Source organism: Neoalteromonas flava (genome assembly GCF_002807685.1).
Classification (GTDB): domain Bacteria; phylum Pseudomonadota; class Gammaproteobacteria; order Enterobacterales; family Alteromonadaceae; genus Alteromonas_E; species Alteromonas_E flava.
In genome coordinates this window covers 83,630-105,582 of the sequence record NZ_PEAX01000006.1, presented here as the reverse complement: position 1 = coordinate 105,582, position 21,953 = coordinate 83,630, and the positions used below count along the sequence as shown (strand labels likewise).

Annotated in this window: 20 protein-coding genes and 1 tRNA gene; 10 read left to right on the top strand and 11 right to left on the bottom strand. The window is 45.6% G+C overall.

The features are described from left to right. The first annotated feature begins 191 nt into the window (after positions 1-191). The 6 genes from CSH92_RS14255 (at position 192) to yghU (ending at position 6,953) form a co-directional block, all read left to right on the top strand. Positions 192-2,711 carry a glycogen/starch/alpha-glucan phosphorylase gene (locus CSH92_RS14255; RefSeq protein WP_100658322.1) on the top strand — a complete coding sequence of 840 codons (2,520 nt, stop codon included), beginning with the start codon at positions 192-194 and terminating at the stop codon, positions 2,709-2,711. Between the two features lie 108 nt (positions 2,712-2,819). After that, entirely contained in the window at positions 2,820-4,154 is a 1,335-nt protein-coding gene (locus CSH92_RS14250) for an EAL domain-containing protein (protein WP_164084753.1), read from the top strand. A gap of 60 nt (positions 4,155-4,214) precedes the next feature. Then, positions 4,215-5,264: a succinylglutamate desuccinylase gene (gene astE / locus CSH92_RS14245; protein ID WP_240612829.1), complete on the top strand. Its 1,050-nt coding sequence runs from the start codon at positions 4,215-4,217 to the stop codon at positions 5,262-5,264. Continuing rightward, positions 5,257-5,682: an HIT domain-containing protein gene (locus tag CSH92_RS14240; RefSeq protein ID WP_100658320.1), complete on the top strand. Its 426-nt coding sequence runs from the start codon at positions 5,257-5,259 to the stop codon at positions 5,680-5,682. Before astE ends, CSH92_RS14240 begins: the two co-directional genes overlap by 8 nt. Beyond that, positions 5,679-6,005: a heavy metal-binding domain-containing protein gene (locus tag CSH92_RS14235; RefSeq protein ID WP_100658319.1), complete on the top strand. Its 327-nt coding sequence runs from the start codon at positions 5,679-5,681 to the stop codon at positions 6,003-6,005. The genes CSH92_RS14240 and CSH92_RS14235 overlap by 4 nt, the downstream gene beginning before the upstream one ends. Before the next feature lie 72 nt (positions 6,006-6,077). After that, a complete protein-coding gene (gene yghU, locus CSH92_RS14230) occupies positions 6,078-6,953 on the top strand; it encodes a glutathione-dependent disulfide-bond oxidoreductase (protein ID WP_100658318.1) in 876 nt (291 codons plus the stop codon). Positions 6,954-6,975: 22 nt separating this feature from the next. Here the strand turns inward: yghU and CSH92_RS14225 are convergent, their stop codons facing one another. The 7 genes from CSH92_RS14225 to CSH92_RS14195 form a co-directional block, all read right to left on the bottom strand. Beyond that, a complete protein-coding gene (locus CSH92_RS14225; RefSeq protein ID WP_100658317.1) occupies positions 6,976-7,128 on the bottom strand; it encodes a DUF2897 family protein in 153 nt (50 codons plus the stop codon). Continuing rightward, entirely contained in the window at positions 7,125-7,805 is a 681-nt protein-coding gene (locus CSH92_RS14220; RefSeq protein WP_100658316.1) for a M15 family metallopeptidase, read from the bottom strand. The genes CSH92_RS14225 and CSH92_RS14220 overlap by 4 nt, the downstream gene beginning before the upstream one ends. Next, entirely contained in the window at positions 7,802-8,932 is a 1,131-nt protein-coding gene (gene dapE, locus CSH92_RS14215) for a succinyl-diaminopimelate desuccinylase (protein ID WP_100658315.1), read from the bottom strand. Before dapE ends, CSH92_RS14220 begins: the two co-directional genes overlap by 4 nt. After that, complete coding sequence (locus CSH92_RS14210) at positions 8,929-9,279, bottom strand: ArsC family reductase (RefSeq protein ID WP_100658314.1); 351 nt, start codon at positions 9,277-9,279, stop codon at positions 8,929-8,931. The genes dapE and CSH92_RS14210 overlap by 4 nt, the downstream gene beginning before the upstream one ends. Positions 9,280-9,299: 20 nt before the next feature. After that, positions 9,300-9,791 carry a PTS glucose transporter subunit IIA gene (locus tag CSH92_RS14205; RefSeq protein WP_100658313.1) on the bottom strand — a complete coding sequence of 164 codons (492 nt, stop codon included), beginning with the start codon at positions 9,789-9,791 and terminating at the stop codon, positions 9,300-9,302. Next, positions 9,791-10,174, bottom strand: a complete 384-nt coding sequence (locus CSH92_RS14200) for an ACT domain-containing protein (RefSeq protein ID WP_100658312.1) — start codon at positions 10,172-10,174, stop codon at positions 9,791-9,793. The genes CSH92_RS14205 and CSH92_RS14200 overlap by 1 nt, the downstream gene beginning before the upstream one ends. A gap of 104 nt (positions 10,175-10,278) precedes the next feature. Continuing rightward, positions 10,279-11,334 carry a patatin-like phospholipase family protein gene (locus CSH92_RS14195; RefSeq protein WP_100658311.1) on the bottom strand — a complete coding sequence of 352 codons (1,056 nt, stop codon included), beginning with the start codon at positions 11,332-11,334 and terminating at the stop codon, positions 10,279-10,281. Positions 11,335-11,463: 129 nt separating this feature from the next. On the opposite strand from CSH92_RS14195, the gene CSH92_RS14190 reads away from it, so the two are divergent. Then, entirely contained in the window at positions 11,464-12,396 is a 933-nt protein-coding gene (locus tag CSH92_RS14190) for a GGDEF domain-containing response regulator (RefSeq protein ID WP_100658310.1), read from the top strand. Here the strand turns inward: CSH92_RS14190 and CSH92_RS14185 are convergent. Beyond that, entirely contained in the window at positions 12,393-14,201 is a 1,809-nt protein-coding gene (locus CSH92_RS14185; protein ID WP_100658309.1) for a two-component system response regulator, read from the bottom strand. The genes CSH92_RS14190 and CSH92_RS14185 overlap by 4 nt on opposite strands. Next, positions 14,198-18,037, bottom strand: a complete 3,840-nt coding sequence (locus tag CSH92_RS14180) for a response regulator (protein WP_124916966.1) — start codon at positions 18,035-18,037, stop codon at positions 14,198-14,200. The genes CSH92_RS14185 and CSH92_RS14180 overlap by 4 nt, the downstream gene beginning before the upstream one ends. A 181-nt stretch (positions 18,038-18,218) precedes the next feature. Between CSH92_RS14180 and CSH92_RS14175 the strand changes: the two genes are divergently transcribed. Continuing rightward, positions 18,219-18,295: transfer RNA gene (locus CSH92_RS14175), tRNA-Val, on the top strand. Between the two features lie 63 nt (positions 18,296-18,358). Here the strand turns inward: CSH92_RS14175 and CSH92_RS14170 are convergent. After that, positions 18,359-19,105, bottom strand: a complete 747-nt coding sequence (locus tag CSH92_RS14170; protein ID WP_100658307.1) for a TrmH family RNA methyltransferase — start codon at positions 19,103-19,105, stop codon at positions 18,359-18,361. Between the two features lie 95 nt (positions 19,106-19,200). Here CSH92_RS14170 and rlmE point away from each other — a divergent pair, with 95 nt between their 5' ends. Beyond that, complete coding sequence (gene rlmE, locus CSH92_RS14165; RefSeq protein WP_100658306.1) at positions 19,201-19,821, top strand: 23S rRNA (uridine(2552)-2'-O)-methyltransferase RlmE; 621 nt, start codon at positions 19,201-19,203, stop codon at positions 19,819-19,821. On the opposite strand, the gene fdxA is transcribed toward rlmE, so the two are convergent. Next, positions 19,818-20,141 carry a ferredoxin FdxA gene (gene fdxA / locus CSH92_RS14160; protein ID WP_100658305.1) on the bottom strand — a complete coding sequence of 108 codons (324 nt, stop codon included), beginning with the start codon at positions 20,139-20,141 and terminating at the stop codon, positions 19,818-19,820. The two genes, rlmE and fdxA, sit on opposite strands and share 4 nt — an antisense overlap. A gap of 182 nt (positions 20,142-20,323) precedes the next feature. Here fdxA and CSH92_RS14155 point away from each other — a divergent pair, with 182 nt between their 5' ends. Beyond that, positions 20,324-21,949 carry an NAD(P)/FAD-dependent oxidoreductase gene (locus CSH92_RS14155; protein ID WP_100658304.1) on the top strand — a complete coding sequence of 542 codons (1,626 nt, stop codon included), beginning with the start codon at positions 20,324-20,326 and terminating at the stop codon, positions 21,947-21,949. Positions 21,950-21,953: the final 4 nt, after the last annotated feature.

The window sequence follows — 21,953 nt, the reverse complement described above, 5'->3', positions numbered from 1 at the left end:
ATTACAAACGTATTCAATCAGTAAATGTTAAATAAATGTTAAATGTGGCTAAATTTACGCCAAAAAACAGGTGATTTAACAAAGAATTAACAAAATAACGTTTTTTTCATTGCTATATTGTTGGGTAAGACATTATCGAACTGTTGTTTAATTACAACTTTGTCAATTCACATGAGTAATGAGAGCGCATTATGAACACAAAAGTTGCATCACCGCGTCGGTCTAAGACCAATGCTGCAGTCACTTCATCAGTGGGCACAGCTACGCCAGCATTGAGTAAAGGCGAACTCAAATCAGCGATCGTCAAACATTTACACTGCTCGTTGGGCACCGATGAGAATAAAGCGAATAACCACGCTTGGTGGAAGGCAACTTGCGCCGCCATTCAAGAGCTTGTTCTAGAGGGCCTAAGAAAAACCCAAAAAGCTCACTATTTTAATGATACCCGTGCAGTGCACTACTTCTCAGCTGAATTCTTGATGGGGCGTTTGTTGTCAAACAACATGCATAATTTGGATTTGTTTGAAACTGCAAATGAAGCGCTTACCGAGCTTGGCGTTAATTTGAGCGATGTGCTTGAAGAAGAGCCAGACATGGCGCTTGGTAATGGAGGCTTAGGTCGTCTTGCTGCGTGCTTTATTGACTCGTTAGCGACAATGGAAATGCCTGCGATTGGTTATGGTATTCATTACGAGCATGGCTTGTTTCGCCAGGAAATTCGCAATGGCGCACAAATTGAACGTCCAGACAGCTGGCGCGATTATGGTAATCCTTGGGAAATTTGTCGCCCAGAGTCTATTCAAGAAGTATCTCTTTATGGTTACGTTGAAACTAAGTACGGTGAGAATGGCCGGATCCAAAAAGAGTGGCACCCAGGTAGCATCGTTAAAGGGGTTCCGTGGGATATTCCAGTAGTTGGTTACGGCGGTAAAACCGTCAATGTGTTGCGTTTATGGCAAAGCCAATCCTCAGATTACTTTAATTGGGATGTATTTAATGCGGGTGGTTATGTCGATGCACAACGCGAAAATGTGCAAGCGGAAACGATTTCTAAAGTGCTTTATCCGAATGATGAAACAGAGGCGGGTAAAGAGCTTCGCTTGATCCAACAGTATTTTTTCTGTGCTTGCTCACTGAAAGATATTATTCGACGTTATAAGCGTGCCCATGGAGACGATTGGAGCCGGTTTACTGACCAAGTGGTTATTCAACTTAACGATACGCACCCTGCGATAGCCATCCCCGAATTAATGCGAATATTGGTCGATCGAGCTGAGCTTGATTGGGACAAGGCTTGGGAAATTTGTACCAATACTTTCGCTTATACAAACCATACACTGTTACCAGAAGCGTTGGAGAAATGGCCAGCACGCATGTTAGAAAAGATCTTGCCTCGCCATTTAGAGATCATTTACGAAATCAATCATCGTTTTATGACGCAAGTGGAAAAGCAATGGCCTGGCAATAATCAAATCAAAGCTAAACTTTCAATTATTGAAGAAAGTAGCGAAAAGATGATCCGTATGGGTAACTTGTCGGTGATTGGTTCTTTCCGTGTTAACGGAGTAGCAGAAATCCACAGTAAACTAGTTAAACAAAATTTGTTTCCTGAGTTCGACCAGTTATGGCCAAAGAAATTAACCAATGTGACTAACGGTATAACCCCACGGCGCTGGTTAAAGGCCTGTAATCCTGCGTTATCCGCGTTGATTGATAAGAAAATCGGTGACCATTGGCCAATGGACCTAGATTCGCTCACTGGCTTAGCTGCATTTGCTGATAATAAGGCATTCCAGAAACAGTTTATGCAAGTGAAGCAAGATAATAAGGTTGCGCTTGCAGCAACAATCAAAGAGTTAACCGGGCTTAGTGTTAACACTGATGCTATTTTCGATATTCAAATAAAACGTCTGCATGAATACAAGCGTCAGCACTTGAATTTATTGCATATACTGGCGCTTTATCGTCGTTTATTGGAAAACCCTAGCTACGATATCCATCCTCGTGTATTTATTTTTGGTGCTAAAGCTGCGCCGGGTTACAAGCTAGCTAAGGACATTATCTATGCCATCAATAAGGTGGCCGACAAGATCAATAACGATCCAAGGGTTAATCAGAAGCTTCAAGTCGTCTTTTTGCCCAACTATCGGGTGTCGCTAGCGGAAAAAATGATCCCCGCGGCGGATGTGTCTGAACAGATTTCTACGGCCGGTAAAGAAGCTTCAGGTACCGGCAATATGAAGTTGGCGCTAAATGGTGCAGTGACCGTAGGGACTCTAGACGGGGCGAATATTGAAATTGCTGAAGAAGTTGGCGAGGACAATATCTTTATCTTTGGACTTACTGTAGATGAAGTGACCGCATTAAAGCAAAAGGGTTATAGTCCAGATGATTACTACTATAAAAATAGTGAAATTAAAGCCATATTGGACTGGCTGGAAAGTGATTACTTTACCCCGGGCAAACCCGGTGAATTAGCATCGGTTAAGCACAGCCTGTTATCGGGCGGCGACCCATATTTGTGTTTAGCAGACTTTGAATCCTATTCGGCGGCGCAGCAGGCCGTTGACCAAGCGTATCGAGATAAAGCCCGTTGGGCAAAAATGGCGATCATGAATACAGCGATGATGGGCAAGTTTACCTCTGATCGCTCAATCAAGGATTATGTGTCTCGAGTATGGCAACTAACCCCTTGTAAAGTGGACGAATAGTTTACAAAAAAGGCGGTAACCCCGCCTTTTTCGTTTAAAAATTCAGCACATGAATAGCGAGTGCTAGTCAAAGCATTACTTTCGCTTTACACTCAGTAAAAATTGCCAATGAGCCGCGATGTTCCTTTGAGCCGTATTCATCCAAAATTAAATGCGATACCTAATCGCTTCGCATTTATCCATTGTATCGAGCAGTGCGCAGAACAACATGATGCTATCTCGATCATGCTTATTGACGTGGTTCGTTTTTCCGATGTGACGACCAGTTTTGGTACTCACATTGGCGATGAATTCCTACTGTCTATCGCCAATCGCATTGGGATGTTGTTCAAAGATGCACAGGTATTAGGCCGGGTCAGTGGTGATGTATTCGCCTTGTTGTTTGCCGGGCAGCTGTCAGAAACTGAATTGCTGAGAAAGTTTGAGCACCTCGTTGAGCATTTTAAAACCCCCATCCAGCGCGCAGATCATTCCTTTATTGCCGATTTTAATGTGGGCTCGACTGCCAGTAAAACCGGCAAATTCAAAATAACCGATTTTGTCGCCCGTGCTGAAGCTGCGTTAAAGCAAGCGAAGCAAAATAAGTATCAAAACTTTGCTTTTCTGCAAGACCGTAAAGATCAGGTCAGTGCGCGTAGTCTGACCCTTAAAGCGGATCTCCAGCGGGCACTTGATAATAGTGAGCTAGAGCTGTATTTTCAGCCTAAAATTCAGCTCAATAATTTGCAAATCATTGGCGCTGAATGTTTATTGCGTTGGAACCATCCCTTAGATGGTGTGTTGTTTCCTGGGCCATTAATTGAGGCCGCTGAGTCTTATAACATGATGAATGAATTAGGTTATTGGACGATTGAAAATGCATTTAAGCAAATGCGGCGGTTTGCCCAAGAGGGCCTTATATTAACCTTGTCGGTCAATATCTCGCCAACGCAACTTTACGATTCTCGTTTAGTTTCTTATCTCCAACAGTTTTCAACCACCTACGAAATTCCATTATCACGCTTTGAACTAGAACTGACTGAAGACGTGGCTTTATCCAACAGTTTAATGGTGAAGCGTCAGTTAGATGAGCTGCGACACTTGGGCTTGTCGATATGTATTGATGATTTTGGAAAGGGTTATTCTAACCTTTCGTATATTCGAGAACTGGCGATTAATACGCTTAAGATCGATAAAACCTTTGTGCTTGAATTAGAGCAAGACACCATTAATCAAGCCATTATTCAAGCGGTTAAATTGATTGGAGATGCTAAAGGATGCCAGGTGGTCGCCGAGGGCATAGAGTCAGTTCATCATTTACATGTACTGCGAGAGGTAGGTATTGAGCAGGGGCAAGGCTTCTTGTTTACCAAAGCATTGCCATTTGATGAGTTTGTGCAATTCGCACACACGGATATCTCAGTCGGCACATCTCCACTGCATTCGCAAAGACAGTCTTCATAAGCCTTACTTCAGCACTAGAATCAGTTACCATACACATACATGAGTCATTATGTGGAAACTATGGAACTTATTAATCGTATTAAGCTCGAGGGCTTTTTAACGCTAAGTCGGCAAGAGCCTCAGCATTTTAGCAATCCAGTGAACACGAACTTATCTGACGGCACTAGCGTGATCTGTCATGCGGAAGGGGTCATTGAGTTTAGCCCTCCTAAACCTGCAGCTGAGGAGCCCCGCGCTATCGTGTTGTCCTGTGGTATTCATGGTAATGAAACCGCACCAATCGAAATCCTCGATGCGCTGGTGCAAGATTTATTGGCAGGTAAGTCAACATGCGCGCATCCGGTTTTGTTTATTTTTGGTAATTTGCCAGCAATGGATATTGCCGAGCGGTTTTGTGAAGAGAATATGAATCGCTTGTTTTCCGGCGCGCACAGCGCTGGTCCAGGACCCATTAACCCAGAGCGGGTGAGAGCCAAGCATTTAGAGGAACTAGTAGCGCAGTTTTATCGGCAGCACGAGGCGATAACGAGTCGTCTACATTATGACTTGCACACCGCTATTCGTGCCTCAAAAAATGAGAAGTTCGTGGTCTATCCGCTGCTTCACAACCGCCAGCACAGTCGCTCTCAACTTGCATTTTTAGCCGATTGTGGGGTGCGCACGATTTTGCTTTCTGAAAGCCCTACAACAACGTTTAGTTATTTTTCTTCAACGCAGTTCAACGCGCACGGGTTTACGGTTGAATTAGGTAAAGTGCGTGCCTTTGGAGAAAATGATATGAGCCGATTTGCTGATGCCAAGCGTGCCATAACTCAACTGGTGTGTGACCCGAACTACCAAGCGCCAGCGATTGCTTTGCAGGATTTACTAATTTACCGTGTCAATCAAGTGATTAATAAACAGCAAGATGACTTTACTTTGCATTTTGCCGACGACACCGCTAATTTCACCGATTATCCGAAAGGCACGGTCCTCGCTTCAGAAAATGGTGCAAAGTATGTTGCTGAATATGACGGAGAAGCAATCGTGTTTCCTAATGCCAGTGTAGCTAAAGGACAACGGGCATTGCTAACCGTTATTCCCACAGAGCTGAGCGTGCTTGATGACTAAGGGATTTGAACTCGACTCTCGCTTAGCCAATGATTGCGAACATTTGCATTCATTGCCATTGTGTGAGCTGTTACTTAATAAGGATGCCAATTATCCTTGGTTAATTCTGGTTCCACGCATTGCAGGAGCAACTGAGTTACTCGACTTAGACGACGCTGAACAGTTACAGTTGCTGAGAGAAAGTAACGCGATTAGTCGCTTCTTGCAGGCTAATTTTAAGCCCGATAAGCTTAATATAGCGGCGCTAGGGAATGTGGTAAAGCAATTGCACATTCATCACGTAGCGCGTTTTGTTAATGATGCGGCGTGGCCAAAACCGATATGGAATGCAGTGCCTGCAAGGCCCTATAATCAAGCAGAAGTGACTAAAATAAAACAACAACTACAAGACTATTTAACTTTGAAGGAACTCGTATGATTGTAACTACTACCAACCAGCTACAAGGCAAAAATATCGACAACTATTACGGCATCGTAGTCGGTGAAGCTGTGATGGGCGCTAATCTATTCAAAGATCTCTTTGCCTCTATTCGTGACATTGTCGGTGGTCGATCAGGGTCCTATGAGGATGAACTCACCCGCGCGCGCAAAATTGCGTTTGCTGAAATCGAACAAGAGGCTCGAATGCTAGGCGCCAATGCAGTGATTGGTATTGATATCGATTATCAGGTAATTGGCGATAAAGGCAGTATGTTGATGGTTAGTATTGCGGGCACGGCAGTGCGTTATTCAGACGCTTAAGCGCTGAGAATTTTTTTGCTGGCAGAGCGGTCTTGTTACTAACTATCTGAAAAAAAGAAATAAGGGATTACAATGGCGAAAAATGTGTACGTACCACCGAAAGTCTGGACCTGGGATAAAGCTAGTGGCGGCAAGTTTGCTAATATTAACCGGCCAATCTCAGGGGCTACTCATGAGCAGGAGCTACCGCAAGGAAAACACCCATTGCAACTATATTCGGTAGCCACACCAAACGGAGTAAAGGTAACCATTTTGTTGGAAGAGTTGCTCGCAGCGGGTGAACACGGTGCCGAATACGATGCTTTTCTGATTGATATTATGGACGGTGCTCAGTTTTCATCAGGATTTGTTGCGGTAAACCCTAATTCTAAAATTCCAGCTATGCTAGATACAAGCACGCAGCCGGCCACTCGTCTCTTCGAATCAGGCTCGATATTGCTCTATTTGGCCGATAAATTTCAGCGCTTTATTCCGGCTGATCCTTCGCTACGAGCTGAGTGCATGAATTGGTTATTCTGGCAAATGGGAAGTGCGCCGATGTTGGGGGGCGGGTTTGGCCATTTTTACGCTTACGCTCCGGAAAAATACCAGTATCCAATCGACCGTTACGCTATGGAGGTGAAACGGCAATTGGACGTGCTTGATAAGCACTTGGCTGGTCGAGAGTTTATCCTGGGTGATGAATACAGCATCGCGGATATGGCCATTTGGCCTTGGTATGGCGCTATGGTCTTGGGTTATTTGTATGAGGCTGCTGAATTTCTAGATGTCAAAAGTTATTCGCACCTGTTGGCTTGGGCCGAGCATATTGCTGCTCGACCTGCGGTTAAGCGAGGTAAAATGGTCAATCGTACGTGGGGAGATCCTGCGGGGCAATTACACGAGCGACATGACGCCAGTGATTTTGACACGCAAACGCAAGATAAAATCGGCACGGATACAAACTAACTGTCGCCTTTAACAACAGCCGCTATTGCGGCTTTTGTTGGTCTTTTTGCGCTTTGTTTGCTTCCGATAGGCTTGATTTAAACGGCATCTTCGCCGAATGCTTAAGCAGCATGATATTACTTAAAATAACTGCCAATACGATGACAATAATTAACACTACCCACCATAGGTTCATAAAATAGGGCTCCCTTTGTTAAGCACGTAGCGGTGATATATTTCATCGAAGTGTGCCTCGATTGTTTGCCACCCCAGTAAATCACTGTTTCGTAATAGAGTGCTGAGCGCCTGTTTATCAAAGGCATAGGCTATCTTGTCGGCAATTGGGCGATAGCTTAAGTGCCAAGGCTCAGCGCCGATGCCACCAAGGTAGCGTTCATATGGGCGGAAGAAGTTAAATTGTGGCGCATGCGTATCGAGCCAAACACTGAGTGTCGCACAGGGGCCGTCGCCGCAATACTCCGCACTAATAAGCTCAAATTCACCTTCCCAGTGGTCCACAGCAGTTTTGTCATAGACGTCGATATCCGTTCCCCAATGATGTCTCGATGCGCCGGGTAGGGCAGACCAAAGAAGAATGGCATGCATTTTTTCAGTATCACTTAGCGATGCAGGATCGAGTATCTGGTTATGCTCATTGCGCAACGCGAGGTCACCTTGCCATTTGGCATTCCAGATGGCGCACTGACGCTCAAAACTGCGATACGAGCTAACCAACTGAATATCAATGCCGTCAATGCTAGCGGCTGTTTGCATGGCTTGAAAGGCCGCGCAAGTATCAGGCAACAACCAGTGGTTACCACCCGCATTGATCATGCGTGAATTGTCGAGGCCAAGGTAATGTTCGGGTTTCACGGGAGTAACAACTCGACTAACACGCCTTCGTAAAATTCAGCGAGCCGATCCAAATCAGCGATTTTTACGTGTTCATCCACTTTGTGAATACTGGCGTTGACCGGACCTAATTCGATTACTTGTGCGCCGGTTGGTGCAATAAAACGCCCGTCTGAGGTTCCACCAGCAGTCGAAAATGTTGGTGTGGTGCCGGTGTTAGCGTGAATTACCGCTTCAACTGCATTAACCAACTCACCGCGTTCGGTCAGAAAGGGTAAACCGTTATAGGTCCATTCAATACTGTAATCCAAGCCCTGTTGATCAAGAATGTCAGTCACGCTCTGGGTGAGAACATCAGCGGTAACTTCAGTTGAATAGCGAAAATTAAAACATATATGACATTCACCCGGGATCACATTACCTGCGCCAGTGCCTGCATTGATGTTAGAAACTTGAAAACTGGTTGGCGGGAAATCGTCATTCCCTTCATCCCACTGTATTTCCGTTAATATTGTCAATGCTGGTGCGACTGCATGCACCGCGTTATGCGCTAAGTGTGGGTAGGCCACGTGACCCTGAGTCCCGTGCACCACCAAATCACCAGTAAGTGAGCCGCGCCGTCCGTGCTTAACTACGTCACCAACGAAAGCAGTACTGGAAGGCTCGCCTACAATACACCAGGTAATCTTCTCATTGCGCGCCTCGAGGGTGTCGATAACCCGGGTAGTGCCATTGATGAATGGCCCTTCTTCATCACTGGTCAGCAGAAAAGCAATAGAACCTTGATGATTGGGATGCTGTGCAACAAAGCGTTCGGCCGCAATTACCATTGCGGCGAGGCTTCCTTTCATATCGGCGGCACCACGACCAAACAGCATGCCATTGTGTTCGGTCGGTTCAAATGGTGGAAATGTCCACTTAGTCTCTGGTCCGCTGGGCACCACGTCAGTATGCCCGGCAAAACAAAACACCGGTTCTGCAGAACCCTTGCGCGCCCACAAATTGGTAGTATCTTCAAACACCATGGTTTCCAATTCAAAGCCTAATGCGGCAAGGCGCTCACCAATCAGCTTTTGACATTCGGCATCCTCTGGTGTCACAGAGCGTCGCGCAATGAGTTCTTTAGCTAAAGCCAGTACATCGCTCATTGATTGAATACCTTGGCGTAACTATCGGCTTTGAATCCAACCATAACGTTATCGTTGTGGTAGAGCACCGGGCGCTTGATCAAAGTCGGGTGTTCAGCCATTAACTCCAGCGCACGCGCAGTATCAAGGTTTTGCTTTGTATGCTCATCAAGCTGACGGAAGGTAGTGCCGCGCTTGTTCAATAAAACCTCTATCCCCACCTGTTGCTCGGTGGCTTTTACCCAGTCGGTACTGATCCCATCTTTGCGAAAATCATGAAACTGATAATCAATGTGCTGTTGTTCGAGCCACTTTTTGGCTTTTTTTACCGTATCGCAATTGCTGATACCATAGAGAATTGTCGTCATAATATCGGGAATATCTCTGGTTAAACTTGGATTGTCATAAGCGTATCAGTAAGCGCTAATATCTGCTTACCTTTTATCGCTTGTGGTACGTTCAATTCGATTGATCTTACCGGATTTAAAACGGTGATTACCAGACCAATGTCAGCATTGATTTGACGCCATGTCGGCGGATCGAAATCCATAAAACAAGCACCAAATGGTATTTGTTCATTCAGTTGATAATGGCGTTTTACGCGCACGCCATGCAGCGCATGAACCGAAGGGCAAAAGCTTAACGCCAGTTGTAAACCATTATTTGCTTTGAGTTTTATCTCATCACCCGTGGCTGAAAATGCCAGGATCCGAGCATCAAAAGGCGCAAATAGCTGATAACCGCTCACCCTAATATAGGCTCCTCGGCCTAGCAAACCTAAGGCGTATAAATGAGCGGGAGCCTGTGTTAGAGGATGTAGTGTACCTGTGCACGGCGCAGGAATAGTCAGTAGCGCTCGGGCGTTTTCTGCATCGGCCATTAACGATTCACACTGTAGCCATCATCTTCTAGCGCTTTAATTGCGGCTTCCAGTGACTTTTGTTTAACCAAGAAATAATCGGTTTCAAAGGTCGAGAGCACAAAAATGCTGACTTTCGCTTGTGCTAAGACATTGCAGATTTTTGCCATTATACCAACCATCGATAGACTTAACGGGCCTAGAACTTCTAAGGTTCGCCAATCGCCGTCGCTTTCATCGGCTTCAATGGCAATGGATTCAGGAACAACAATAGAGAGTTCATCTGCGGTTTTACCCAAAAAATAGAGTGGCGATTGCAACACTTCCGATGGTATTTGCGCATCTGGTGGAAGCGTATGGATCACCATGGTGTCAGGTAGAACGGCTAACGTTTGCTTGGGCATAGTTCGCGTGTGTCGGACTAATCAGAACAACAGGTTAGCACACCTTACTGCATGGAATGAAGAGCCCGCCGCGACGGATTTGATCTGTACCAATAAAAAGCCACTTAGTGGCTTTCGATGGGATAAATGGTACGTGTCAGAGGGCCTTGGCAAAGTTCGTGAAAGTCGTCTGCTAGTTGTTCCGTCATCGCGAGCACTTGCTGCCAATAGGCAATCCGTTGTTGCGGCTCAAGTTGACTAAAATCCTCACGGTCGGGAATTTTTCCGAATGGTAACTGCGCCACAAATTCATTCGAAGGTACTAACATTACTACATTGTCATAATTACTTGCACTGACCGGTCGCGGTAATGATTTATCAAACCAACCGGCGCGCGGAGAAGAGCTAAAGTGCGGATACAACACTAAGCCGTTTGCACTATCAATCTGGAGGTCAAAGTGATAGTCAATGATCCCTCCATCACGATACATACCTCGAGGAGCCCCCGGTATGTTTTTGATCCCTTGCATAACTAACGGAATAGAACCAGAAGCAAGCAGCGCAGGCTTGAGATTATCTGCATTAAAGTCGACGTGAGTAGTCTGAAAGGCATTGTGATCATGAAAGCGAAAATCACTGGACGGGGATTGAAACACAAAGCGTTGATACTGCGGTTTTAGCCAAGTACGGGTAACTTTATTGCTTAGGTAACTGCGTGTAAGCCCAATGAGTTGTAGCAGTTTTTTCTCTGATGCCACCAATCCCTTAGTCTTGGCAACGATAAAATGGGCTTTCATTATCGGGTTATGAATGATTTCCTCGACATTTTCATTAGGTACTACGATGTCCAATAATGCGCGGGCTTTACTTGTGATCTCTGCGGGTGTTGGTTTTTCTGAGTAAGTGGTCGTGGAATAATGCTCAGCCAAACGACAAATTGCAGCAACAGGATCTTGCTGTGCAAAGCATGCTGAGCGGAAAGCACCTGCCGATGACCCGACTAACTGTAGAGGTTGTTGGCGAGAGCGAAAGAACTCGCCAAACAGATATTTGTCGAGGCCAAACAGGGTAAACCATTTGGGGCCACCTGAAGCGCCTAAAAACACAGTAAAAAGATTCGGATCAAATCCTTCGTTTAGAAGTCGACGAGCAGCACTTTTGCCAGCGTAGATTGTTAGCATAGATTCATTGGGTCAAAAACGTTTGCACTATCATAGCCGCAACTTACATAGGTGTTAAACTGTAAGTAGACACTTGCAGGTAAATTGAACTCAGGTATTATTGTATAAACCACAAAAAGAGTGCGTGTCATGGAAAAGCACCAGATCCTCATCGTAGAAGATGATCCCGTCAATATTAATGTTCTGATTGCAACATTGCGCGATCGGTTTGTGTTATCCATCGCTAAATCCAAAGCTAAGGCATTGTCGATTTTGGAACAGAAGCCCATCGACATTATCTTGTTGGACCTTAATTTACCGGATGGCAACGGGTTGGAAATCTGTCAAGCCGTGCGCGAGGGGCGAGATACTTATTCGCAACCCGCTATCATAGTGATGACCGGCAGCGAATCTACCGATGACGAAATACGGTCTCTTGAGCTCGGTGCGAATGACTTTATCTCCAAGCCTGTGCATAACCGTATTTTGAATGCACGCATCGATATTCAAATTGATTTATTGCGCAAGACACGCCTGCTTAATCAGTTAGCGCGTATTGATGGTTTGACTGAAGTTGCCAACCGGCGCGCGTTCGATGAAACCCTAGTACGTGAATGGCATCGGTGTAAAAGAGCAAGACAACCCCTATCTTTGCTATTGGTGGATGTTGATGAGTTTAAAATCTATAACGATACCTATGGCCATACCAGTGGAGACGCTTGCTTACGGAAGGTAGCAAAATTACTCACTGATGTGTTTAAACGTGCATCTGATTTAGTTGCGCGCTTTGGTGGTGAAGAGTTTGCTGTCATCATGCCGAATACCTCGCAGCAGGATGCGCTTGCGCTGGCAAACATTGCCCTTGGCAAAATGGTTGAGATGAATATTCCACACAGTGCGTCTTCGGTACATGATGTGGTTACTTTTAGCGGCGGTTTGATCACCACGTTTCCAGTAGATATTGACCTAAGCGCAGATGAAATCATAGACCAAGCCGATTCGCAGCTCTACGCCGCTAAAAATGAGGGTAGGGCGAGGATCATGCCTGCACTCACTCGAACGCTGAGCGAAAAGGTCGGCTAGTTACGTTTAAACGGTTTAAGTAACTGTTCAATGGGTTCTGGCTTGTGCAGGCCAAAGCCTTGAAGGTAGGCTATTTCCATAGTGCAAAGAATATCTTTGGCAGCAACTGTTTCAACGCATTCGGCTACCACTTCGATGTTTTTGGCGACAGCAATGCCTACAATAGACTCAATCATCTTCTGATTGACGATGTCATTCTCTAAGTCACGCACAAACATACCGTCAATTTTTACGGTATCAATGGACAACTCTTTTAAATATTCATAAGACGATGTGCCAGTGCCAAAATCGTCTAGTGCAAATTCACAACCCAAACCTTTTAAGTTCTGAATAAAATCTTTAGTGGCTTGCAGGTTGCTGATGGCGGATGATTCAGTGATTTCTATACACAATCGCTCACCAGCGACTTGATGTTCTTGCAGGAGCTGCTGTATAAATTTTGCCGCTCCCTCTTTAACAATAAATGAACCGCTCACGTTAACTGATAGTTGAATATTCTGCGTGGTGGCTAATGCGGCAACGCTGTGAGAGATAACGTAACGATCAATCGCGTCGATAATATTAAATTTTTCTGCCACAGGAATGAAATAGCTGGGCGGCTGCAATCGGCCAGAGGAATCAATCAAGCGGGACAAAACTTCAGCCTTGCGCAGCGTTTCACCGCCGTCGGAAAATATACCTTGCGCATACAATTTGATACGCGATTCATCAATGGCTTTACGTATAATCGGGACTAAGCGCATTTGTTGTTGCGTTTTGTCCACGTGTGCTCTGGTTACGTTGTAAATTGATATTTCGCCACCGCCCTTGAGTTTGCTTTGATAGCACGTACGTTCGGCGACACTCATTAAATGCGAGACCGAATCGATACTTTCATCGACCTCCACCAATCCCATACTGACATTGTGGACAAATTTTTCATCCATCCATTCAAATTCATAGCATTCCAAGGCCTGCTTGATAGCGCGCACTTTTTGGATCGCAAAACCCATGTCAGGTTGCTCAAAATAAATGGCAAATTCATCACCGCCGATGCGGGCCACAATATCCTTGTTGTCGAGTTGCCCACGTAGAGTTTCAGCGAGTTGGCGTAACAACTCATCACCAGCGACATAACCGCAAGTGTCGTTAACAATTTTAAATTGGTCTAAATCAATTAAACATAAGAAAGCCGTTTCATGTTGTTGCGTGGAAGCTAAGCACTCAGTGAGTTTCTCCTCCAAGGCAAACCGGTTGTACATGCGGGTAACAAAATCATGATGGGATAGAAACGATAGCTTGTCTTGTAAACTGCGACGTTCGTTAATTTCTTTGCGTAAATTGCTATTTGCAGTGACCAGTTCGCGCGTGCGAGCCTCGACCTTTTTCTCCAAACGTTCGTTGGCTGAACTTAGCAGGATGTTGGTTTCATCTAACGCCTTTAAGGTAGATGCGAGTTTTAAATGTGTCATCACACGGGCTTGCAAAGCATCACTGTCAACTGGCTTGACAATATAGTCAACACCGCCGACGCTAAATGCCTCGGCGGTATCCTGTTCACTCCCAGTTAAAAACATAATTGGAATGTGTGAGTATCCTTCCATGGCCTTAATTTTCTGACAGGCTTCTAGACCAGACATGCCGGGCATATTGATATCGAGTAAGATGAGATCGGGTGTTTCTTCTTTTAGTATAGACAACGCTTTTTCACCGCTATTGGCTACTAAAATTCGGGGATCGAGAATCTGCAGTTGTTGCGTGATGACTCGCAGTGTTATCGGATCATCGTCTACGGCAAGAATTGTAAAACGGGATAAATCATTCATTGCTTTTCATCTATTAACGATAAGGCCAGATCATAATCAAAAACGTCTAAGGCATTAATCAAGGCTACTTTTTGCTCACTACTTAAAATGCTTTCGTCTAGGCTTTCAACTGCAGAAAGTAACTCAGGGGAGAGTATTTCACTGCGTTCTAAGTGTAGTCTAAGTTCATTCATTACGTTAGACGATGGTATCTGTGTAGGTATCGCTGTAACACTCTGGTTTGCATACAGAATAGCATGTGCGTCATTAATCGAAGCTTGCGCTAAATCAACAAAGCGTTGCAGGGATTCCTGTGTCACATTGCCATCTTTAACCTGGCCTTCGAATGCCTGACAATATTCATATAAGCGCATAAAGCCCATATTGCCGCTACTGCCCTTAACGGTATGTACAAGGCTATAAAGTTCAGCTCCTTCAGCGCGGGTTTGTGGGATTTTGACTTGCTGACCTATATCAGCATACTGCGCAACGTATACGCTCAACGTTTTTAGATACAGTGGCTTTTGTTGACTGAGGCTGGGTTGATGTTTACTCCAATCCATAGTGGCAAGGTCATCAGGGATTGTTAATGTATCATTATCTAATGAGCCCTCAGATGCTGCATTGTCTGGATCAGTAGCGGGACGCGGAGAAAAAGATTCACTGGCATGCAAAGCTTCTATCAGTTTGTCACGTAAAACGTCGATTTCAATCGGCTTGGGAATATGATCGTCCATTCCCGCTGCTAAACATTTCTCGCGGTCGCCTTTTAGTGCGTTGGCGGTCATTGCAATAATGGAAATGCTTTTATTTTCAGGGCCAGCCTGACCCTCTCTAATTAATTTAGTTGCAGCATACCCATCTAAAACGGGCATCTGGCAATCCATCAATACAGCTACATAGTACCCTGGCGGGTGCTGATTTAGCATGTCTATCGCTTCTTGTCCGTGTTTCGCATGCTCACAGGCAAGGTGAAGCGTACCCAATAAACCTTCTGCCACCATTTGATTCACTTGGTTATCCTCAACCAGAAGAACTTTTGCATCGCTGGGCCATTCAATTGAAGTAGGATTATTTTTGTGCAATCGCTGCAAGGCATGTTCAGAAACAAAAACGCCTTTCTCGTCGCCTTGTTGATTGACCGAAATGAGTGCTATTGCGTTGAACAAGTCACTCGTTACAACCGGTTTAGTAAGGCAACCATCCAATCCTAGACGCGCTAAGTCAGCACTGGCGATTTGGCTTGATACCGAACTTAACATAAGGATTGGCAGCTCTTTGTTAGTAAAATGGTGGCGAATAGACTCAGTAAGTGTCAATCCATCTTTATCAGGCATGTGCATATCAGTCAGAACTAAGCTGAAATCTATGCTCTTTTGCTGGTTACCAGCGTTTTGATTAATCCGTAGAACATCCAGTGCTTCATCCACGTGGTGTGCGGTAACCACTGATGCTCCCCAGTTTTCAAGATGGGCGGATAAAATATCTATATTGGTCTGGTTGTCGTCCACAACCAGTATTTTCCAATTTTCCAGACTGATCGACGGTAACTCTGAAACCACAGCGTCAGTGTTTTGCAGCAAGACACTAAATGCAAAGCAGCTGCCTTTACCATATTCGGTATCAACCGAAATTTCACCGTCCATCAAATTGACTAATCGCTTACAAATCGCTAGTCCTAATCCGCTCCCGCCATAGTTACGCGTGGTAGAACTGTCAACCTGTGAGAACGATTCGAATAAACTGCCGATCTTATCTTCGGGGATCCCAATACCGGTATCCTTCACGGTACATTGTAAACGGTTCTGTCCACCGTCTTTGACCAATGAAGCTTCAACATGAACCTCGCCATTCTCGGTAAATTTAATCGCGTTCCCAATTAAGTTAGTCAGAACTTGGCGGATCCGTAGCGGATCACCCGCAACAAAATCTACATTGATATCGGATACATCCACTAGCAGCTCTATGTTTTTACTGTCTGCGCGAATCGCCAAACTTTGTGCGGTTTCTTCGATCAATTGACGCAGGTTAAAATCAATGCATTCAATGCTCAGCTTGCCTGCTTCTATTTTAGAAAAGTCGAGAATATCGTTTAGTACTGAAAGTAGGGCATCGGCGCTGCTTTTCGCTACCTTAACTTTTTGTCGTTGATCCGCGTTAAGTGTTGAGCGATTCAACAATTCCAGCATACCAATGACACCGTTCATGGGAGTACGTATTTCATGCGACATACGGGCCAAGAATTCACTTTTTGCACTGTTGGCGTTGTTAGCCTGTTGGGTGGCTAACTTCAATTGTTGTTCGGCCAGTTTACGTTGGGTAATGTCGCGACTAACGCCGAGGATATAATCGCGATGATCATCAGGTAACTGAAACACCGATTTACGCGTTTCAAATAAGATTTGGCTACCATCCTTTGTTGCTGTCCAACGCTCACTGATACGAGCCGTTTTGTTTGCTAAGGTTTCTTTATCGTCCAGCAAAAATGCATTGGCTTCAGCGCGGCTGTAAAGTTCGTTGTCGTGTTTACCTTCAACCTCGGCAACCTTCAATCCAAGCAGATTGGCAAAGGCCTGATTGACCCTAAAATAGTGACCATCATCGGTTTTACAAAAAATAGGATCGGGGATGGAATCGAACACAGTGCTGATTAGGGTTCGTTCACTTTTTAACTGATCTGCAGTTCTGCGCAATTCAGCCGTTCGCGCAGCTACTTCAACTTCCAGTGCTTTGGCTGAGGATTTTATTAATTTGGTCGCTCGGTTATAAAATACAAAAAGCACACCGCCCAGAGCGAAGGTAAAGCCAATAATAACCGCTAGTAGTGAAACCACAGTAGAGCGGGCACTAAAATAAGGGCGCATAGCTTCACTTACGTCAATTTCGGCGGTTATCCCAAGTGCAAGAAAATCTAAATAAGCCCACACGCCAATTACAGGTACACCGCGGTAATCTCGATAACCTTCGAGCTTCATGCCGCTCTCTCCCTTAATAACCTTTTGTGCCATGAGGGTAAGAGGTTGCTCTGAACGTCGTAACTCAGCTGACCGACCGGCAGTCAAATCGACGCCGGGGTTTTTGACGTCAACGGCAAGAATCGATGACGTCCCAGAGGGAATTAGTTTAGCGTTGACTAGATCAGCGATGAATCTGCTTTCAGATGCCAACATTCCGTCGGTGTTAATAAGATAGGTTTCTCCCGAATTACCTAATCTGCCTAACTGGGTAATTGATGATAGCTCAGCTTTTGGCGAATGGTGTGATGCGAGTAATGCGACAACCTCACCGTTAACCATGATAGGAGCTAGAAAGTGAGAGGTAATAAAGTCGCTTTGCTTAACCACCTCTTTTGTCGGCGGGATATATGCAGGTTGTGCATCTTCTATTACCTTGGCAACAAGTTCAGGATACTGCCCAATAAACACAGGAGTCTCCTGCCCAGCATTGTTCGCGGTGGTTATTACACGGCGCCCATCTAACTGCAGAATATCAAAGCCATTATGACCCTGCAGACGCTGCAGTTCGAAAAAACGAGTATGTAGCAATTCATCTAAAATCGCGCGCTCGGCTGGCGACGTCGCTGGGTCTATAAGCGTTACAACGGCTTCTCCCACACCTTCAGTTGAGGCGGCTTCGGTGATTTGTAAGACGTTATTGTCATACCATAACTGGAGGGCGGTAGTGGTGGTTTCTAGTACGACAGTAAGTGCGTTGCCGACCTCATTGCGTACATTGTCGCGGATTTTAATGAGCGCATAGCGCGTAACAAATATGGAAACGATTATAAGAGCAACAGCTGCGATAAGTGCGATTCGCAGGAGGCGAGTGTTACTCCTATCCAGGCTTTTATTATTCAACGTAAAGACTGCTCGTAATTTCTCATTACTAAAGACTGTAGCAGTAGCTTCTAGCGCACGTCCAGTGTTTGCCCAAGCTAAAATTAAAGACCCACACAAAAACCAAGAAAAATACGTAAAACTGCTTGCAGAATGAAAATCGAATCGCTAACATACGCGCCGCTTAGTCAAGCACGCCTATGCGTCTATAGCTCAGTTGGTTAGAGCGCTACCTTGACATGGTAGAGGTCCCCTGTTCGAGTCAGGGTAGACGCACCACTTTCCTTCGTCGTTCATATCTTTAGCAATTAAACTGATTTTGATTCTGTTTACAAACTTAAACTAAATAGAAAGCTGATAAGCACAAATACTCACAGAGCTGGCGAGGTTGAGCGAGTCAATGGTACCAGTTCCCGGGATGGTGTAGGGCTTTGCGTTAAATTGGCTGAGTGCTGCATGGGGAACGCCACGTGCCTCATTGCCAAATAAGTAGCATTCAAAATCGGCAAAACTGGGTGTGCTGACGGCACTGCCTTGCAAATCTAAATAAGCAAAGTTAGCAAAACGCTCCGGCAAAGTTTCAAGCGCTACATCAAACTCGATGGGTAAACTAAATATAGCGCCCATACTGGCACGTACCACTTTTGAGTTGTAGGGATCCACACTGTTCGGACTAAGCAGTAGTTTGAATTGTCCAAACCACGCCAATGTGCGAATGATGGTACCAAGGTTACCAGGGTCTTGGACTTCGTGCAGATAAATACAGCGTTTGGGTTGCTTATGTGTGGCCTCTATGTTCGCTTTTGCTCGTATGAGGGGAACTTTCGCAATCATCCCTTGGGGAGACTTGGTATCACTGAGTTGGGCCATTTGTTTATCGCTGACCACAACCATTTCAAACCCTGCTGTTAGCTGCTTGGCCCATTCATGGTTTGACTCAGTCACATATAGGGTGATTTCGCTAGCTTCATCTGCGTGGTGAACCGTTTTCTGTAGCTCTAATATGAGGTGTTCACCCTCAACCAAGTAGTAGCCAAATTGAGATCGATACTTCTTTTGATGCAGTTTTTTGACATCGTCAAGCTTCATAGGGGAGAGCCCGTTGTGCAGTGCGAGGTTTGTAATTCGAGCCCGTGAGTATACAATGTTTGCCGTTTTAGCGATAGCAACAGAAGACGCACCCCATGGCCCGATCAAAGACCAGTAAAAAATGGCTGGATGAGCACGTTAACGATCCTTATGTAAAGAAAGCGCAAATGGATGGTTATCGCTCGCGTGCGAGCTACAAACTCATCGAAATCAATGAAAAAGACAAATTGTACCGACCAGGCTCAGTAGTGATGGACTTGGGTTCGGCGCCGGGAGGATGGTCACAAATCGTTGCACCTGTGGTCGGTGAGTCAGGGCGTGTCATCGCGTCTGATATCTTGCCGATGGATTCGATTATCGGTGTTACGTTTATTCAGGGCGACTTTACCGAAGAAGCGGTGTACGAGGAAATTCTCCAAGCACTCGATGGTACTCCGGTGGATACAGTGATTTCAGACATGGCGCCAAACTTAAGTGGGGTTAAAAGCACGGATCAATACACTTCAATGTATCTGGTTGAGTTGGCACTCGATATGGCCCGTAATGTATTAAAACCGGGTGGAAGCTTCTGCGCCAAAGTGTTCCAAGGTGTGGGCTATGATGAATACATGAAAGACGTACAACGCTCGTTCGATAAAGTTATTGTGCGTAAACCGGCTGCCTCGCGACCGCGATCGCGCGAAGTGTACTTGGTTGGTAAGGGTTTTCGCGGCTAACGTTCAAGCATCGGCAGTTTGTTTGCTATGCCGTTCCATTCATCGGCATCCGCCGGTGGTGCTTTCAACTCATTAATGTTTGGCCATTGTTCACAGAGTTCTGCATTGATAGCCAGATAGGGCTCTTGACCTGGCGGCAGCGCGTTATCCTGAAAAATCGCCTCCGCTGGGCATTCAGGCACGCAGAGCGCGCAATCAATACAAATGGCTGGATCAATCACCAAAAAGTTGGGCCCTTCAAAGAACGCATCGACGGGGCAAACCGCGACGCAATCGGTGTATTTACACTTAATGCAATTGTCGGTGACTACAAAGGTCATGCTAGGAGAATGGGTTTGTTAGGATAATATGCCGAATAGTGTAATCCAGCCTTGTTAAAACACAAGTTCCTGTTGTTTCCTAACCCGCTAAAAACCTAGTTTAGCTACCTAATTGTGGGTATCTGATTTACACTACGCGTCTTTGCGAAGATGCTATCCAATCTATATATGAGTAAGTTTACATGTTGCGTTTAACCGATATTCAACTCCCCCTGGATCACGATGAGTCAGCGCTCGAGCAGGCGGTGTTAAGCAAGCTTAACATTCCTCCTAGTCAGCTACTGTCACTGAATGTTTTCAGGCGTGGTTACGACGCGCGCAATAAGCGAGATATTAAACTAATTTATACCCTGGATTTGGACGTTGAAAATGAAGCAGCGTTATTAGAACAATTTTCCCCGCAACAAGGGGTGCGCCAAACCCCTGATATGGAATACAAATTTGTCGCTCAAGCGCCTGCTGAATTGCATGAACGCCCGGTCGTCGTGGGGCTGGGGCCGTGTGGCTTATTTGCTGCGCTGATTTTGGCGCAAATGGGGTTTAAACCAATTGTTTTAGAGCGCGGCAAAGCCGTACGTGAACGTACCAAAGATACGTTTGGCTTTTGGCGCAAGCAGCCCCTTAATCCTGAATCCAATGTGCAATTTGGCGAAGGCGGCGCGGGGACTTTCTCTGACGGAAAGCTCTACAGCCAAGTTAAAGATCCCAAGCACTATGGCCGTAAAGTACTGCATGAATTTGTGGCCGCAGGTGCTCCCGAAGAAATTATGTACGTGAGTAAACCACACATAGGAACCTTTAAACTGGTGAATATGGTGGAAAAAATGCGTCAGCAGATTTTGGATCTTGGGGGCGAGATCCGTTTCAGTACTCGCGTTGAGAAGTTGGATTTAGACAGTGCGCAAAACCAACATAAAGTGAAAGGGCTGCATCTGTCTAATGGTGAATATTTGCCCTGTCAACATGTGATCTTAGCGGTTGGGCATAGTGCACGCGATACGTTCCAAGCCTTGTATGACCAAGGTGTTTACATCGAAGCCAAGCCTTTTTCTATTGGTTTTCGCATCGAACATGAGCAGAGCATGATTGACCGCTGTCGCTTTGGTGATAATGCGGGCAATCCAATCCTTGGCGCGGCTGATTATAAACTGGTCCATCATTGTAAGAATGGTCGCTCGGTTTATAGCTTTTGTATGTGTCCGGGGGGAACAGTGGTGGCTGCGACATCCGAGCCGGGGCGCGTAGTAACCAATGGCATGAGCCAGTACTCTCGCCACGAACGTAACGCCAATAGTGCCATTGTCGTGGGGATTGAACCTGAGAAAGACTATCCGGATCATCCACTCGCGGGGATTGATTTGCAACGCAAGTTGGAAGAATTGGCATTTGTAGCAGGGGGTGAAAATTACCATGCACCCGCACAATTGATTGGAGATTTCCTAAAAGGTAAACCAAGCTCAGAATTGGGTGAGGTTAAGCCATCTTACACGCCGGGAATTACGCTCACAGATTTAAGCAAGGTTGTTCCTGAGTTTGTCACCGAAGCCATACGCGAAGCGATCCCAGCCTTTGACCGTCAAATCAAAGGTTTTGCCAAAGCCGAAGGGTTATTGACGGGCGTTGAAACGCGCACGTCGTCTCCTGTGTGTATTAAGCGTGGCAAAGATTACCAAAGTATTAATGTTGCAGGGCTTTATCCCGCAGGTGAGGGAGCGGGTTATGCGGGTGGCATCTGGTCAGCCGGCATTGATGGCATTCGTGTGGCTGAAGCTGTTGCCTTGTCTGTAGTAGATAGCGCCAACCAGTAAATAC